At 61.6% G+C, this 14,516-nt stretch carries 18 protein-coding genes; 11 read left to right on the top strand and 7 right to left on the bottom strand.

Annotated elements, in window-relative coordinates; translation table 11 throughout:
* The first annotated feature begins 120 nt into the window (after nt 1–120).
* The 5 genes from AC1DYC_RS21465 (at nt 121) to AC1DYC_RS21445 (ending at nt 5,764) form a co-directional block, all read left to right on the top strand.
* On the top strand, nt 121–255 hold the full coding sequence (locus tag AC1DYC_RS21465) for a hypothetical protein (protein ID WP_477409715.1): 135 nt from the start codon (nt 121–123) through the stop codon (nt 253–255).
* A 380-nt stretch (nt 256–635) separates the two neighbouring features.
* On the top strand, nt 636–3,308 hold the full coding sequence (locus AC1DYC_RS21460; protein ID WP_477409713.1) for a DNA translocase FtsK: 2,673 nt from the start codon (nt 636–638) through the stop codon (nt 3,306–3,308).
* A gap of 152 nt (nt 3,309–3,460) precedes the next feature.
* Entirely contained in the window at nt 3,461–4,141 is a 681-nt protein-coding gene (locus AC1DYC_RS21455; protein ID WP_477307930.1) for an outer-membrane lipoprotein carrier protein LolA, read from the top strand.
* 180 nt (nt 4,142–4,321) lie between these two features.
* Nucleotides 4,322–5,128, top strand: coding sequence for an exodeoxyribonuclease III (locus tag AC1DYC_RS21450; RefSeq protein WP_477409711.1), 807 nt, complete (start codon nt 4,322–4,324; stop codon nt 5,126–5,128).
* Nucleotides 5,129–5,152: 24 nt separating this feature from the next.
* Nucleotides 5,153–5,764 (top strand): GNAT family N-acetyltransferase, encoded by a 612-nt coding sequence (locus AC1DYC_RS21445; RefSeq protein ID WP_477409709.1) that lies wholly within the window; start codon nt 5,153–5,155, stop codon nt 5,762–5,764.
* Between the two features lie 2 nt (nt 5,765–5,766).
* Here the strand turns inward: AC1DYC_RS21445 and AC1DYC_RS21440 are convergent, their stop codons facing one another.
* Entirely contained in the window at nt 5,767–6,222 is a 456-nt protein-coding gene (locus AC1DYC_RS21440) for a cyclic nucleotide-binding domain-containing protein (protein WP_477409707.1), read from the bottom strand.
* Nucleotides 6,223–6,437: 215 nt separating this feature from the next.
* Nucleotides 6,438–7,121: a response regulator transcription factor gene (locus AC1DYC_RS21435; protein ID WP_477400481.1), complete on the bottom strand. Its 684-nt coding sequence runs from the start codon at nt 7,119–7,121 to the stop codon at nt 6,438–6,440.
* Nucleotides 7,122–7,266: 145 nt separating this feature from the next.
* Between AC1DYC_RS21435 and AC1DYC_RS21430 the strand changes: the two genes are divergently transcribed.
* Nucleotides 7,267–7,803 (top strand): L,D-transpeptidase family protein, encoded by a 537-nt coding sequence (locus tag AC1DYC_RS21430; RefSeq protein WP_477410105.1) that lies wholly within the window; start codon nt 7,267–7,269, stop codon nt 7,801–7,803.
* A gap of 76 nt (nt 7,804–7,879) precedes the next feature.
* On the opposite strand, the gene AC1DYC_RS21425 is transcribed toward AC1DYC_RS21430, so the two are convergent.
* On the bottom strand, nt 7,880–8,116 hold the full coding sequence (locus AC1DYC_RS21425) for a hypothetical protein (RefSeq protein WP_477409705.1): 237 nt from the start codon (nt 8,114–8,116) through the stop codon (nt 7,880–7,882).
* Nucleotides 8,117–8,246: 130 nt separating this feature from the next.
* Here AC1DYC_RS21425 and gcvA point away from each other — a divergent pair, with 130 nt between their 5' ends.
* On the top strand, nt 8,247–9,197 hold the full coding sequence (gene gcvA, locus AC1DYC_RS21420; protein WP_477409703.1) for a transcriptional regulator GcvA: 951 nt from the start codon (nt 8,247–8,249) through the stop codon (nt 9,195–9,197).
* A gap of 1 nt (nt 9,198) precedes the next feature.
* Here gcvA and AC1DYC_RS21415 read toward each other — a convergent pair whose 3' ends face one another.
* The 4 genes from AC1DYC_RS21415 to AC1DYC_RS21400 form a co-directional block, all read right to left on the bottom strand.
* Nucleotides 9,199–9,621, bottom strand: coding sequence for a DUF1761 domain-containing protein (locus AC1DYC_RS21415; protein ID WP_477409701.1), 423 nt, complete (start codon nt 9,619–9,621; stop codon nt 9,199–9,201).
* 105 nt (nt 9,622–9,726) lie between these two features.
* Nucleotides 9,727–10,425: a class I SAM-dependent methyltransferase gene (locus AC1DYC_RS21410; protein WP_477409699.1), complete on the bottom strand. Its 699-nt coding sequence runs from the start codon at nt 10,423–10,425 to the stop codon at nt 9,727–9,729.
* On the bottom strand, nt 10,380–10,805 hold the full coding sequence (locus AC1DYC_RS21405) for an EVE domain-containing protein (protein ID WP_112621800.1): 426 nt from the start codon (nt 10,803–10,805) through the stop codon (nt 10,380–10,382). Before AC1DYC_RS21405 ends, AC1DYC_RS21410 begins: the two co-directional genes overlap by 46 nt.
* A gap of 30 nt (nt 10,806–10,835) precedes the next feature.
* Nucleotides 10,836–11,132 (bottom strand): YciI-like protein, encoded by a 297-nt coding sequence (locus AC1DYC_RS21400; RefSeq protein ID WP_477409697.1) that lies wholly within the window; start codon nt 11,130–11,132, stop codon nt 10,836–10,838.
* Nucleotides 11,133–11,520: 388 nt separating this feature from the next.
* On the opposite strand from AC1DYC_RS21400, the gene AC1DYC_RS21395 reads away from it, so the two are divergent.
* The 4 genes from AC1DYC_RS21395 to AC1DYC_RS21380 all read left to right on the top strand — a co-directional run bounded on the left by AC1DYC_RS21395 (nt 11,521) and on the right by AC1DYC_RS21380 (nt 14,509).
* On the top strand, nt 11,521–12,756 hold the full coding sequence (locus AC1DYC_RS21395) for a glycosyltransferase family 2 protein (RefSeq protein WP_477409695.1): 1,236 nt from the start codon (nt 11,521–11,523) through the stop codon (nt 12,754–12,756).
* A 123-nt stretch (nt 12,757–12,879) separates the two neighbouring features.
* On the top strand, nt 12,880–13,455 hold the full coding sequence (locus tag AC1DYC_RS21390; protein WP_477409693.1) for a class I SAM-dependent methyltransferase: 576 nt from the start codon (nt 12,880–12,882) through the stop codon (nt 13,453–13,455).
* The gene (locus tag AC1DYC_RS21385; RefSeq protein WP_477409691.1) at nt 13,452–13,844 is read left to right on the top strand and encodes a GtrA family protein; all 393 of its coding nucleotides are present in this window, start codon (nt 13,452–13,454) and stop codon (nt 13,842–13,844) included. The genes AC1DYC_RS21390 and AC1DYC_RS21385 overlap by 4 nt, the downstream gene beginning before the upstream one ends.
* Nucleotides 13,841–14,509 carry a methyltransferase domain-containing protein gene (locus tag AC1DYC_RS21380; protein ID WP_477409689.1) on the top strand — a complete coding sequence of 223 codons (669 nt, stop codon included), beginning with the start codon at nt 13,841–13,843 and terminating at the stop codon, nt 14,507–14,509. The genes AC1DYC_RS21385 and AC1DYC_RS21380 overlap by 4 nt, the downstream gene beginning before the upstream one ends.
* The last annotated feature ends 7 nt before the right edge of the window (nt 14,510–14,516 follow it).

Below are 14,516 nucleotides of genomic sequence, written 5' to 3'. Positions count from 1 at the left end.
AAAAGGGCTCACGCTTTGAGGCCCGGGTCATTCCGGGCCTCTCTTTTTTGCAAACTGTTCCGGCGAACCGGGGCTCACCATTGTCGTGCGCATCCCCCGCGCGGGGGATGAAAGCGCCCGATGGGTGTGGCACCCAGACCCGCGACTGTGTTCGAACGGGAAGCCCGCATGAAAAAAATCTACGAAAAGCCGACGCTGACAAAGCGCGAAAAACTGTCCCGTGTCATCGCCATGGCGTCGGTGCCGATAGAGTAACCTTCGGCTCACGCCAGGCCTCACGGAATGGGCGCAGAAGCTGCAGATTGGTTGTTGTTACAGATCTCCCCGTGCGGGAGATGAAAGCGCGGGTGGCAGGTCGCCGGGTTTTGCGACACTCGCTCCAAGAGGAAGGCTCATCATAAAAAAGGCCTATGAAAAGCCGACGCTGACAAAGCGCGAAAAACTGTCCCGTGTCACCGCCGGCATCCCTTTGTCGCAGCAGGCATGAGCCGAAATGGCCGTGGCGCGCGCTGTGCAAGATCGTCGCCCGCGGCCTTATAGTTAATGCGGCCTTAACCTTCCCCCCGATAGTCTGGCGTTCGAATCTGCCGGAGTGCGTCATGCGCCCGGCCAGGCAAAAACAGACGGGGAAGAGCATGCGTTCAGGGGCTTCAGCACCGCTCGCGCTGACCGATTCGGGGCACGGCATCCAGGCATTCGCGCGGCGCCAAGTCGGTCGGCTGGTTGGCGCCGGCCTGTTTGGGCTGGTCGCCTTCGGCGTCGCGGCGCTGGCCACCTGGAACGTCGCCGATCCGAGCTTCTCGCACGCCACCGACAACATCGTCACCAATGCCATGGGCTATGCGGGCGCGGTGTTCTCCGACCTCGCCATGCAGTTCTTCGGCCTGGCCGCGGTCGCCGCGCTGGTGCCCGCGGTGATCTGGGGCTTTCTCCTGTTTTCAGCACGTGGCGTCGACAGGCTGCCGAAGCGCGGCCTCGCCTGGTTCGGTTTCGCGCTGCTTGCCGCCGCAATCGCCGGCTGCGTTGTGCCGCCCAAGACCTGGCCGCTGCCGACCGGCCTCGGCGGCGTGTTCGGTGACATGGTGCTCAACATCCCGGGCCTGCTCATTGGCGGCTACCCGACCGGCCTCGTTGCCAGCATCATTGCCCTGGTGCTCATTGCGCCGGCGCTGTGGCTGTTTGCCTATGGCTCGGCGTTGATTGCGCGCAAGAACGGCTTTGCCGTCATGGAGCGCACTGCCGAGCCCGATCCCCGAGAGGACGATCTGCTCTTCGACGAAGACGAGGACGAGGGCGACGAGGGGATATTGGCGCTTGGCGCCATCACCCATTGGTGGCTGTCGTTCCGCGCCTACCTGCATCGCCGATCCGTACGCCGTCAGCAGGAGCGCGACGAGTACGAGCCGGAGATGGAGCAGCGCTCCACGGCATGGCGTCGCGCTGCCGAACGGGTCGAATCGGCGGAATACGCCGAAGCGCGGATGAGCCCGGATGGCCGCGCCCGCGTCGAACCGGAATTCTTCGCCGCCATGGTCAATGACCGCAGCGCTTCCGTCGATCCGGACGATGACGACGTCCTCGATGCCGGTTTCGACAATGGTGACGAAGACGTCGAACTCGACGACGAGCCGGTCGAGCGCCGTGGTGCGCCAAACGCCAAGGTACAAAACTTCCGCTCCGATGCGGCGACCCGTGTTGCAGCACCGGCGGCGCGCCCCGTGCCGGGCGCCCGCGTCCAGCGCGAGGCGCAGACCTCGCTCATCGGTTCCGACACGTTCGAGATGCCGTCACTGCATTTCCTGTCCGAACCGAAAAACGTCGCCAAGGATGCCAGCCTTTCGAAGGACTCGCTGGAGCAGAATGCGCGGCTGCTGGAGGGTGTGCTGGAGGATTTCGGCGTCAAGGGCGAGATTATTGCCGTCCGGCCAGGCCCGGTGGTCACGCTCTACGAGCTGGAGCCGGCGCCCGGCATCAAATCGTCGCGCGTCATTGGCCTCTCCGACGACATCGCCCGCTCGATGAGCGCGATCGCCTGCCGCGTTGCCGTGGTGCCCGGCCGCAACGCCATCGGCATCGAACTGCCGAATGCCAAGCGCGAGACAGTGTATCTGCGCGAAATCATGGCCAGCCGTGATTTCGAGACGACCAAGATGAAGCTGGCGCTGGCGCTCGGCAAAAGCATCAATGGCGAAGCTGTCATCGTCGACATCGCCAAGATGCCGCACGTGCTGGTCGCCGGCACCACCGGCTCAGGCAAGTCGGTCGCCATCAACACCATGATCCTGTCGCTGCTCTACCGGCTGACGCCGCAGGAATGCCGGCTGATCATGATCGATCCGAAAATGCTCGAACTCTCCGTCTATGACGGCATCCCGCATCTTTTGACGCCGGTGGTCACCGATCCGAAGAAGGCGGTGGTGGCGCTGAAATGGACCGTGCGCGAGATGGAGGACCGCTACCGCAAGATGTCCAAGGTAGGCGTGCGCAACATCGACGGTTTCAATGCGCGCGTGCAACTGGCCGAGAAGAAGGGCGAGAAAATCTCGCGCACCGTGCAGACCGGCTTCGACCGCCAGACCGGCGAGGCGATCTACGAGACCGAGAACCTCGACCTCGAGCCGATGCCCTACATCGTCGTCATCATCGACGAGATGGCCGATTTGATGATGGTCGCCGGCAAGGACATCGAGGGCGCGGTGCAACGCCTGGCGCAGATGGCGCGTGCCGCCGGCATCCATGTGATCATGGCCACGCAACGCCCGTCGGTCGACGTCATCACAGGTACCATCAAGGCCAATTTCCCGACCCGTATCTCCTTCCAGGTGACGTCGAAGATCGACAGCCGCACCATTCTGGGCGAGCAGGGCGCCGAGCAGCTGCTCGGCATGGGCGACATGCTCTATATGGCCGGTGGCGGCCGCATCCAGCGCGTGCACGGCCCGTTCGTCTCCGATGACGAGGTCGAGAAGGTGGTCGGTCACCTCAAGCTGCAGGGCGTGCCCGAATATCTCGACGCCATCACCGAGGAAGACGAAGAAGATGACGACGATGCGCCGTCCGGCAAGGGCGGTTCCGGCGGCGGTGGCGGCGGCAATTTCGAGGATTCCGACGATCCCTACGACCAGGCGGTGGCCGTGGTGCTGCGCGACGGCAAGGCCTCGACCAGCTACATCCAGCGCCGGCTCGGCATCGGCTACAACCGCGCGGCCTCGATCATCGAGAAGATGGAGAAGGAAGGCATTGTCGGCCCGGCCAACCATGCCGGCAAACGCGAGATCCTGGTGCCGACGGAGGACGACAAGTTCTGATTGGCCAATACGGCCGGGCGAAGACTGCCCGGCGGCAACCTTTGAACCGTTTGGCGCGTTCAAGCGACAGAGTGCCGTTCGGCCGCCAAACTTAAGTCTAACTGGGGGTCCACGGACTGCAACGAGACACACACCACACGAGAGTGACCGGCATGAAAAACGATCCTTCCGCGCTCAGCGATTTCGCCCCAAACCGCCGCCAGCTGCTCGGCCTTGGCCTGATGCTTGCCGGCGCCGCTGCCGTCAACGTCATACCGGGGTTCCAGCTTTTGGCTTCGGCACAGGCCGCGGTGCCGCCGACGGCGCAAAAGATCGCCGACCATTTCTCCTCGGTCAAATCGATGAGCGGCGAGTTCGTCCAGTTCGGGCCCAACAACCAGCAGACCGGCGGCAAGTTCTTCCTCGAGCGGCCGGGCAAGATCCGTTTCAACTATGAAGGCAAGTCGAATTTCCGGGTGATTTCCGACGGCAAGTCGGTGGTCATCCTCAACAAGCGGTTGAACACATCCGATCTCTATCCGCTGTCGAAGACGCCGCTGAAGCTGTTGCTCGACAACCGGATCGACCTCTCCGGCGGACGCGTCAAAGATATCAAGGAAGAGGCCGACGTGACCACCATCCAGCTTGCCGACAAATCAGTGTTCGGCAACTCGAAGATCACCATGATGTTCGATGCGAAATCCTATGATCTGCGCCAGTGGACGATCACCGACGCGCAGGGCAAGGACACCACGGTGATGATCTACAACACCAAGGAAGGCGTCAGCTTCCCTGCGGACACATTTGCCATCGACTATACGGCGAACCGCGAGCTGAACACCAAGACGCGGTAAGGGTCTGCGGGGCACACTTCTCCAGGGTTTGCCGTGCCAAACTTGATGACTGGTGCGAGGCTTGTCTTTGCCGGCTGTGGCTGGCAGTAGTTTCCGGGATCGCTCTTTCAAAAAAGGCGTCATTTCCCGTCAAGGCCCATTCCGGTTCCTGGCAGGTCTTGCGCTGCCCCGGACCCTCGCATGCCCTTCACCATTGCCACCTGGAACATCAACTCCGTGCGCCTGCGCATGCCGATTGTCGAGCGGTTGCTGAAAGAGCAGGCGCCGGATGTGCTCTGCCTTCAAGAGACGAAGGTTCCCGACGAGCTGTTCCCGGAAAAAGCCTTCCGCAAGGCCGGCTACGAGCACATCGCCTTCCATGGCCAGAAGGGTTATCACGGCGTGGCGACGGTGGCGCGGCGGCCGATCGAGGTGGCCGAGAAGCGGCGCTTCTGCGAGATCGACGACAGTCGGCATCTGTCGGTGAAAGTGCAGGCCGGCGGCAAGGCGATCCTCATCCACAATTTCTATGTGCCGGCCGGTGGCGACGAGCCCGATCCCGAGATCAACCGCAAGTTCCGGCACAAGTTGGATTTCGTCGCCGAGATGAACGCCATCCGCGCCGCGCATGATGAGGTGTCAGCCTCGATCCTGGTCGGCGACCTCAACATCGCGCCGCTGGAGCACGATGTCTGGTCGCACAAGCAATTGCTCAACGTCGTTAGCCACACGCCGGTCGAGACCGAAAGTTTCGAGGCGATGCGGATGGCCGGCGACTGGGTCGACCTGATGCGGCTCAACGTGCCGCTTGAAGAAAAGCTCTACACTTGGTGGAGCTACCGGGCGCAGGACTGGGAAGCTTCAAACCGTGGCCGGCGGCTCGACCATGTCTGGTCGTCGCCGAACCTGGTGCCCAATTTTGCCGGCTACGAGATCCTTCGCGCCGCGCGCGGCTGGGAGCGACCGTCGGACCATGTGCCGGTGATTGCGCGGTTTGATCTGGAGTAATCCGCGAGCCAAAGGGGTCGTTGAATGGAGATAGTGGCAGCGCGAGAGCCGGATGTGACATCGGCGGCCGACTGTCTGGCGGCTGCCTTTGCCGACGATCCGCAGATGAGTTTTTTCTTCGATCCTCCGCAGCGTCAGGACCTGGTGACGGAGTTCTTCTCGATCCTGATGGCGGCGCGCTTGGCGCTTGGAATGCCTGTGCTGTTGCTAAAGAGCGAGGGTCGCATCCTCGGTGCGGTGATGGGCTACGATACGCAGCGGCATGAATGGCTTCCGGCTCACCAGGAGAGATGGGCTCTGCTTCAGCAAAGGCAGGCATCGATGGCTTCCCGCTTCGAGAGGGCTGACGCCATCAGTGAGAAATACAAGCCGCAGGAACCGCATTTCTATCTTGGGGTCTTGGGCGTTCACCCCTCAATGCAGGGAAAAGGGGCTGGCGGCTCGCTCATCAAGGCCTATTGCGATCTTGCCGAAAGAGATCCTGTCTCGGCAGGGACGTTTCTCGAAACCGCACAACGAAAGAATTTGGCTTTTTATGAGCGTTGCGGGTTTCAACTCCTCGGCCAAGGTGAACTTGTACCCGGAAAGCCATTCTGGTGCCTGTTCAGGCCAAAACCCGTTCGAGACGGTAATTAGACTTATCCCCGAAACCGCGGCGCCAGCTTCTCGATGCGGGCGATCATGGCCTGGAAATCGTCGAGGATGCGCTGGTGCAGTTTCACAGCCACATCGGGATACTCCTCGAGGATGCGGCGGAACATCTTGCGGCTGAGGCGGATCACTTCCGAATCGGTCTCGGCCGAGGCGCTGGTCAGTCGCCTTGAGTCGGCGATCAGTGCCAGTTCGCTCAGAATCGTGCCAGGACCGGCGGTGCCGATCGGGATGCGGTCGCCATCCTGCTCGCGGTAGAGCACGATCTTCCCACTGACCACGATATAGGCTGAATCGGCTTCGTCGTCTTCGCGGTACAGCTTGCGGTCGGCCTGCAGATGCGTGGCTTCGGCGCCGAAGGCGAGCAGACGCAGCTGTTCCTGCGTGAAACCCTCAAAGAGCTTCACGGCAGACAGGATGCGGATGTCGTCATCCAACGCCATCTCTAGCTGCGTCCCCGAACGGTCAGTCCAATCCCTCCCTTAGAGCGCCGCGCGTCCTCCTGGTCGCGCAAAGACGCTCCAACATTTTCAATCTGCGCAGCGTTCTTCCCCAAAACCGAATCGATTTTGGGTCGATGCGCGGGTCGAGCCAGGCCCCTCCAGCCGGATCGTACCCGAAACAGTCCCGCCCGACCGCCTATTGAATAATGAAATGTTTAAGGAACCAGCTTGTAGCCGCCGCTTTCTGTCACAAGAATTTCAGCATTGGAAGGATCGCGCTCGATCTTCTGGCGCAGCCGGTAGACGTGGGTTTCCAGCGTGTGCGTGGTGACGCCGGAATTGTAGCCCCACACTTCCTCAAGCAGGACGTCGCGCGTCACCACCTTCTGGTCGGCGCGGTAGAGGTATTTGATGATCGAGGCCTCTTTCTCGGTCAGCCGCACCTTGGCGCCGCGCTGGTCGATGAGAAGCTTCTGGCTGGGCTTGAACGTGTACGGACCGACCGAGAAGGTGGCGTCCTCGCTCTGTTCGTGCTGGCGCAGTTGGGCACGGATGCGGGCAAGCAGCACGGCGAAGCGGAACGGCTTGGTGACATAGTCGTTGGCGCCGGCCTCAAGGCCCAGAATCGTGTCGGAATCAGTGTCATGGCCGGTCAGCATGATGATCGGCGCCTTGTAGCCGCCCTTGCGCAGGATCTTAACCGCCTCGCGGCCATCCATATCGGGCAGGCCGACATCCATGATGAGCAGGTCGATGAGCCCGCCGCGCGCAGCAGTGACGCCTTTGGCGGCGGTCGCTTCCTGCAGGACGTCGAATTCTTCGTAAAGGGCGAGTTGCTCGACGAGGGTTCCGCGCAGGTCGTCATCGTCGTCAACGATAAGAATGGTACGTGATGTCATGGATCAATCCGTTGTTTTGAAAAGAATTTTCAGTTGACCGACCCCCATTTATGCGGAAGCTGACCGGCGCAACAGTCCGATCACAGTGATTTGTTCCGTGACACGATCATACAAGAAAAAACGCGATCGCAATGCAGCCGGCGCAATTTTGCCAAAAGGGCTGCGCGTGCTGGTGGTGCGGGCAAGGCCGGGCAACCCCAGCCAGGGCATTTTGCAGGCCGGCAGCAAGGTGTTTGCCTGCGCCTTGGGGCGCGGTGGCATCTCGGCCAACAAGCGCGAAGGCGACGGCGCGACGCCGCTTGGCGAGATGCGGATTTTGTCGGGGTATTTTCGGGGCGATCATTTCCCGGCCGGCCGCAAGACCCGGCTGGCGATGGCGCCGATCGGCCCAGATCTCGGCTGGTGCGAGGTGCCGGACGACCGCAACTACAACCGGCCGGTGAAAATCCCCTACGGCGCCAGCCATGAGCGCATGCGGCGCGACGACCGCCTCTACGACGCCTGCCTGGTGCTCGACTGGAACATGGCACCGCGCCGGCGCGGCCGCGGCAGCGCCATCTTCTTCCACCTGGCGCGTCCCGGCTTCACGCCGACGCAAGGCTGCGTGGCGGTGACCGCGCGGACGATGGCGCGGCTGTTGCCGCTGATTTCGGACAGGACGGTGGTGAGAGTGGTTAGGTAGGCAGTAGGCAGTAGGCAGTAGGGGTACAGGTCGGGACCGCCTTTTTCCTAATGCCTAATCCCTACTGCCCATTCCCTTACCTCCGCGGCCTTTGCCAACCAATATCCAGCAGTCCCAACCGGCCGAGTTCCCGATCCACCGCCCGTGTGACGTCCTTGCCCTGGGCGCCGATGTCGCGCAATTGGCGGTCGGAGAGATCCTCGACATCCTGGCGTGGCAGCTTGATCGCGACCCTTGCCTGGCGAAGCCAATCGGTGACGGCGACAAACCAGGTCGAACGAGGGGCTGGCGAATTGAAAGTGATGATGGACATGGTGTGATCCGTTCCTCCGGATATCAAATCCGGTTTGATGGTGTTTCGATTGCGCCCATCTTGGCGGATTGAAAGAAAAAGGAGAAACGAGTAGTTTTCTCCGTATCATCAAGTTTTATTTGGAGATCGATTGGCCCGCCTGTTGCCTGGAACCCGTGCCTTGAGGACGCTGGAAGCGGCGGCCCGGCACCTCAATTTCACCCGCGCGGCTGACGAGCTCGGGCTGACGCCGGCGGCGGTCAGCCACCAGATCAAGGAAATCGAGGATCAGCTCGGCATCGTTCTGTTCACCCGTACCAGCCGCACCATCCGGTTGACGGAAGCAGGCACGGTGCTGTTCGAGGCCTCGATCGATGCGCTCGACCTGCTCAACCGGGCGGTGTCGCGGGCGCAAAAGATGACGCGCGGCTTGGCGCTCCTGAAGATAACGCTGGACCCGCAGTTTGCGACCAAATGGCTGATGCGGCGTGTCGACGATTTCCGCAAGCATCAGCCCGGAATCGAACTTCGCTTCGACATCACCTATGAGGTGCGCGATTTCGATCGCGACGACGTCGATATAGGCATTCGCTTCGGCACCGGGAAATATCCGGGCATTGTCAGCCACCGGCTGTTCGACAACATCATCATTCCGGTGTGCAGCCCGGCTTTGCTGACCTCCGGTCCGCCGCTGCGCGAGCCGCGCGATCTGTTCCGGCACACGCTTGCCCATATCGTGTGGGCGCGGCAAGGCGTGACCTGGCCTAACTGGCGCATGTGGATGGCGGCGGCAGGCATCGACGATTTCGATGACAGCCGCACCATCGTTTTCGGCTCTTCGTCAGATGCGGTGCAGGCTGCGCTCGACGGCAATGCGGTGGCGCTCGCCGATTTCGCCATGGTGGCCAACGACCTGTCGGAGGGACGGCTGGTGCGGCCGTTCGAACTCGGCCTCAAGGTGGCGGCCGAATTCGCCTATTTCCTGGTCTATCCGGCAGGGTCGGCAAACGACGCCAGGATCATCGCGTTCAAGGATTGGATCCTGGGCGAAGTCCACAATCCGCAACCGGATCCGACGCGCCGGACCTGGGACGAGCTGTAGGTCAGCCGGGGACGACCGGTGCGCCGAACCAGCCGATGATAGCGCCGATGATCAGCAGCACGCCGAGCCAGTGGCCGCCGTCGATGAGGGTCAGGTCCCAGCCGAAATTCTCATAGCGGTGGTTGGCCGTCAGCGTGGTGGCGACAAAGCCCAGCCAGAGGACGAAACCGAAGACCACGCCGGCGACAAGGGTCGGCTCGCCGCCGGTCATCGCGCCGACAACCAGGGCAAAGACCGCAGCCATGATCAGTTCGGTGACAAAGGAGATGATGAAGGGCAATATTGACTTCTTCGCCGTTGACGGATCGATCCTGGCCGCCCTCATCCATGGCTTGCTGAGGGCCGTGTACCAGACGGCGCCGAACAGCCACACCGCCACGGCCGCGACAACAACCGCCAGCCAGTTCACAACTGAAAAATCCATAAATCCTCCCCTCAAGCATGTCGCCCAACGCCTTAGCGGTTTGGGGCAACGACGTGCGTATTCTTCAAATCAATCTCGCGATGGAACGCCTGTTCGGCAGCGCCGTCAAGCGAAGCGCCAGACCGTGGTGCGCTTGACCAAGGCGTCCTCGAGCGCCCGCGTCACCGCCACTTCGTAGACGGCCAGCGGCTCCAGTCCCGCCTTGGGCATGTAGGAGCGGCCGGGATCGCCAACGAGGATGTCGGCGCCGCGCGCCTTCAAGGTCGAAAACCACGGCATGAGCGTGTCGGCGAAGGATCGGTCGTAGAAGACGTCGCCGGCCAGCACCACGTCCCAGCCGGCATCGGTGCCGATGCAGTCCGTGCCGCAATACTCGACGGCAACGCCATTGGCCTCGGCATTGAGGCGGATCGCCGTTTCGCAGAATGGATCGATGTCGGCGGCGATCACGTGTGCAGCGCCGGCTTTGGCGGCGGCGATGGCGACAAGCCCCGAGCCGGAGGCGAAGTCGAGCACGCGTTTGCCGCGCACTTCAGACGTGTTGTCGAGGATATAGCGGGCAAGACCTTGGCCGCCGGCCCAGGCAAAGGCCCAGAAGGGCGGCGGCAGGCCGATCTCGGTCAACTCGTCCTCGGTCCGCTGCCAGAGGTCGTGCGCCTCGTCGGCCAGGTTGAGGACAATTTCCGGCACATGCGGCGGCGCCATCAGCGCCGTGTTGTCGAGAATGAACTTTTTCGCGCTGTTCGGCGTGAGGGCCGTCACGGAGCGGGCGTAAGGCCGCCCATGCGGCAGACCTCTTTCCATTCGGCCGGCGTGACCGGCTGTACGGAAAGCCGCCCGAGCCTGACCAGCGCCATCTCGGCCAGCTTCGGGTTGGCCTTGACCTGTTCCAGCGTCGGCGGGTTGGGGACGTCCTTGAAGGCTCTGATGTCGACGCATTCCCAGCGTGGATCGTCGGTCGTCGAGTCGGGATGGGCAAGCGCGCAGACTTCGGCAATGCCGACGACGTTCAGCCCCTCATTGGAATGGTAGAAGAAGCCGAGATCGCCGATCTGCATCGCTTTCATGTTGTTGCGCGCCGCATAGTTGCGCACACCGTCCCATTGCGTGCCGGCCTTGCCCTTGGCCTTCAGCGCCTCGAAGGAGAAGACCGAAGGTTCGGATTTGAACAGCCAGTAGTTCATGTCTTTGCTCCTCCGTACGTCTTGCCCGAATTAACTAGCCGCCGGCTTGTTGAAGGTCCAGTTCCACTGGCGGATTTCGACGCTTTCGAACAGGCCTGCCTTGGCATAGGGGTCGGCAGCCGACAGCGCCTGCGCGCCGGCCATGTCCGGCGCCTCGACGACGACAAGGCTGCCGTTGGGCTTGCCGTCGGCATCGAGGAACGGGCCGGCAAAGGCCAGTTTCTTGTCGGCGTTCAGGCCTTCAAGAAAGGCGATGTGGGCGGGCCGCGTGTCGACGCGCACCTGCAGGCTGCCCGGCTTGTCCTTGCAAATCAACGCAAACAGCATCTTTTCAAACTCCGGTTTGGCATTGCGACAACAGCTCGCCTCGAACTGCAGAAACCGCGGTTTTGCTTTTATGCGGGCTTTGGGTCAATGCCAAATGACGATCTATCGCGTTGAATCTCTGCCACGGCTCAAGGCCAAGGCGTTGAAATGATTGATCCACTTGAGTTTGACGACAGTCACGGACGATATGCTTCGCCCGAAAGAGTAGACTCAAGGCAACAGCGCTGCATCGCGAAAAAATAGCGCCAAGCCTTTGCGGCTACCGCTCATGAAGGCGCGACTGGATTTTTCGTAAGTCAAAGATAAGCAATTTTCGATATACTACGCTCCCAGCGGGTCAGGTGTGGGAATGGGCTGGTTCTTCCAGAACGCCTGAATAGGGGACGCAATGGACAGCATCGCGGGTGACACGACAGCCAAATTCGACGACGCCACGCCTGCTTTCACGGCCAGCATGGAGACCGAGCATGTCCTCGTCTCTGCAATCATTCCTTGCCTGAACGAAGAATTGACGATCGGCATCTGCATCCGCAAAGCCTTGGATGCCTTCTCGAGGCGCGGCATCAAGGGGGAAGTCGTCGTCGGCGACAATGGCTCCACGGACAAGTCGGTGGAGATTGCGCAAAAGTTGGGAGCGCGGGTCGTCCATCAGCCGGTAAAGGGCTATGGCGCGGCAATCAGCGCCGCGGCTGGAGCGGCCGAAGGCAAATATCTCATCATGGCCGATGCCGACGATTCCTACGACTGGAGCCAGCTCGGCGATTTCGTCGATGCGTTGGAATTGGGTGCGGATTTTGTCATCGGCAATCGGTTCGCCGGCGGTATCGAGCCGGGCGCCATGCCGCTATTGCATCGCTACCTGGGCAATCCTGTCCTGTCCACCATCGCTCGCTGGCTGCACAAATCTCCGATCCGCGACTTCCATTGCGGCATGCGCGGCTTCACCCGAGAGGCATTTCAGAGAATTGGCGCACGATCGCCGGGAATGGAATTCGCCTCGGAAATGATCATCAATGCGCATCGCGCCGGGCTCACCATTCGTGAAGTGCCGATCAAGCTTTACCCCGACAAGCGAAACCGCCCGCCGCATCTGCGTTCCTTCCGCGACGGCTGGCGCCATTTGCGGCTCATCATCGCTCATGCACCGGACACGCTCTACCTGATCCCTGGCCTTACCCTGCTGGTGACGGGTATTGTCGGCCTGGCTTTGCTTTCGTCGGGCCCAATTCAGTTCGACGGGCATTATTTCGGCATCCATTTTGTCGCGCTTGCGTCCATGTCAACGCTGATCGGACTGTCCGCGACACTGCTGGGCATGTTGGCCAAAGTGGCCATCGCCATCTATCACCCGGTTCAGAAGGGACGCGTCGTCCCATGGCTCAAGCGAGGACGCCCGCTGGAATGGCTGGTTGGCGGAGGTGTCTTGATCTTTGCCGGAGGGTTCACGGTAAACCTGCTCCTCGCTCTGCAATGGTTGCTTGTCGACGAACCGATGGAGCAGTCCGTGCACCTCATATTCACCAGCAGTACTGCGTGCGTGGCCGGCGTGTTGATGACCCTGTCCGGTTTCGTGCTGAAGCTGCTGCTTGATAGTCTCGGCGATCCCGGTTCTTTCCGAAGGTAAGCTCGCACCATGAAAGCAAGCAGGGCTTCTCCGCGTATCTGGGATACCGACTGGCTGATACTGCGCGGGCTCGCCAGGCTGTTAAAGGAGCAGGCACGCGCCCATGTCAGGCCGGATACACTGATGGTCGATCTGGGTTGCGGAGACATGCCCTATGCCCGGATGATGCGGGAGATGCGGATCGACTATCGTGGCGCCGATATCGACGATGGCGGATCGCTGCGGATCGACGAGCGTGGCCGGGTGCCGCTTGCCGACGGCGCCGCGGGCGCAGTCCTCTCCGTCCAGGTGCTGGAACATGTGCGCGACCTCGACGCTTATTGTGCCGAAATCAACCGGCTGCTGCGCGATGACGGCGTTCTGTTGTTATCCACGCATGGCACCTGGCTTTACCATCCTCACCCGGAAGATCATCGCCGCTGGACACGAACAGGCCTGATTGCCGATCTCGGCGATCGCGGCCTGGTTGTCGAGGATGTCAAGGCAATCGCCGGTCCGCTGGCCACGACCACATTGATCCGTCTGACAGGCTTTGCCTTCTTCCTGCGCCGCATCCCTGTTTTGGGGGGCGCTTTCGCGTCGCTGCTGGCCGTGCTCATGAACCTGCGCGCGCTGCTGGAGGACGCCATCACGCCAGCGTCGATACGCGACGACAATGGCTGCGTATTCCTCGTTCGGGCACATAAGGCGATCGCATGAACATGCGTGCGCCCTCCACCTACGTCGTTGTGGCGGCGCTGTGTCTCGCGCTCCACAACGCGGTGATGATTCTTTCCGACCGTGCCGGATCGCCTTTGTGGCTGGCCGTCCTGTTGTCCTTCGCGATTGTAGCGGCAACCGGCTACGCCCTGCATGGCGTCTTCACGTTCCGGCAGCCTTTGGCTCTGCCCGGTTTTGCAAGATATCTGCTGGCGATGTCGGCTAACGTTCCGCTGGCGTTCATCTTCACCTGGTTCTGGCGCGACTGGACAGGCCTGGCGATGCCTGTCGCGGCGCCGCTTGCGTCGGTCTGCATGCTGGCGATCAACTTTGCGCTCAGCCGCTGGGCGATCGGCGCGCCAAAATCCACATCCGTCAGAAATCCATGAATCTCCAGATGACGATGCCCTCCATCGATCCGCACCTCCTGCAGGGTATCATGTCGCGCCATCTCGCCATGTACCGAAGCAAAGTGCCGTTCTATCAAGCCACGATGCTCGACAGCTTGCGTCAAGTGTGGGCCGGCGATCATCGCAGGCTGCTGGATGTCGGTGGCGGTACAGGCGTGATTGCACAAGCCATGTCCGAGCTGTTTCCGCTGGAAGAGGTACAAACGGTGGATCTTGTTGACCGTTTCTGCCCGTCGCTAACGGTGTCCACGCACCAGTATGACGGCAAGACGTTACCCTTCAGGGACGATGCGTTCGATGCGGCAACGCTCAACAATGTCATCCATCACGTGCCGCTTGCGGCGCGAGCAGCGCTTCTCACAGAGATTCGGCGGGTGGTGGATGGGCCGCTCTATATCAAGGACCATGAAAGCCTCCACGCGGTGGATCGTCTGCGCCTCATGGCAATGGACGCCATTGGAAACATCCCGTTCGGCGGAATGGTCTGGGCGCGCTACCTAGATCGTGCCGAATGGGAGAGGCTCGCCGCCGAGAGCGGCTATCGCATTGCCGCACGCGCGGCGCCAATGCGATATCGCAATGGCCTGTACGGATGGCTGTTTCCGAACCGCCTTGAGATTACGCTCCGCCTGGAGCGGGTTTGACGGGCGG

This window comes from Mesorhizobium sp. P2_E7 (assembly GCF_056403855.1).
Note: the sequence above shows the minus strand (reverse complement) of the source record. Positions and strands in the feature narration are given on the sequence as shown.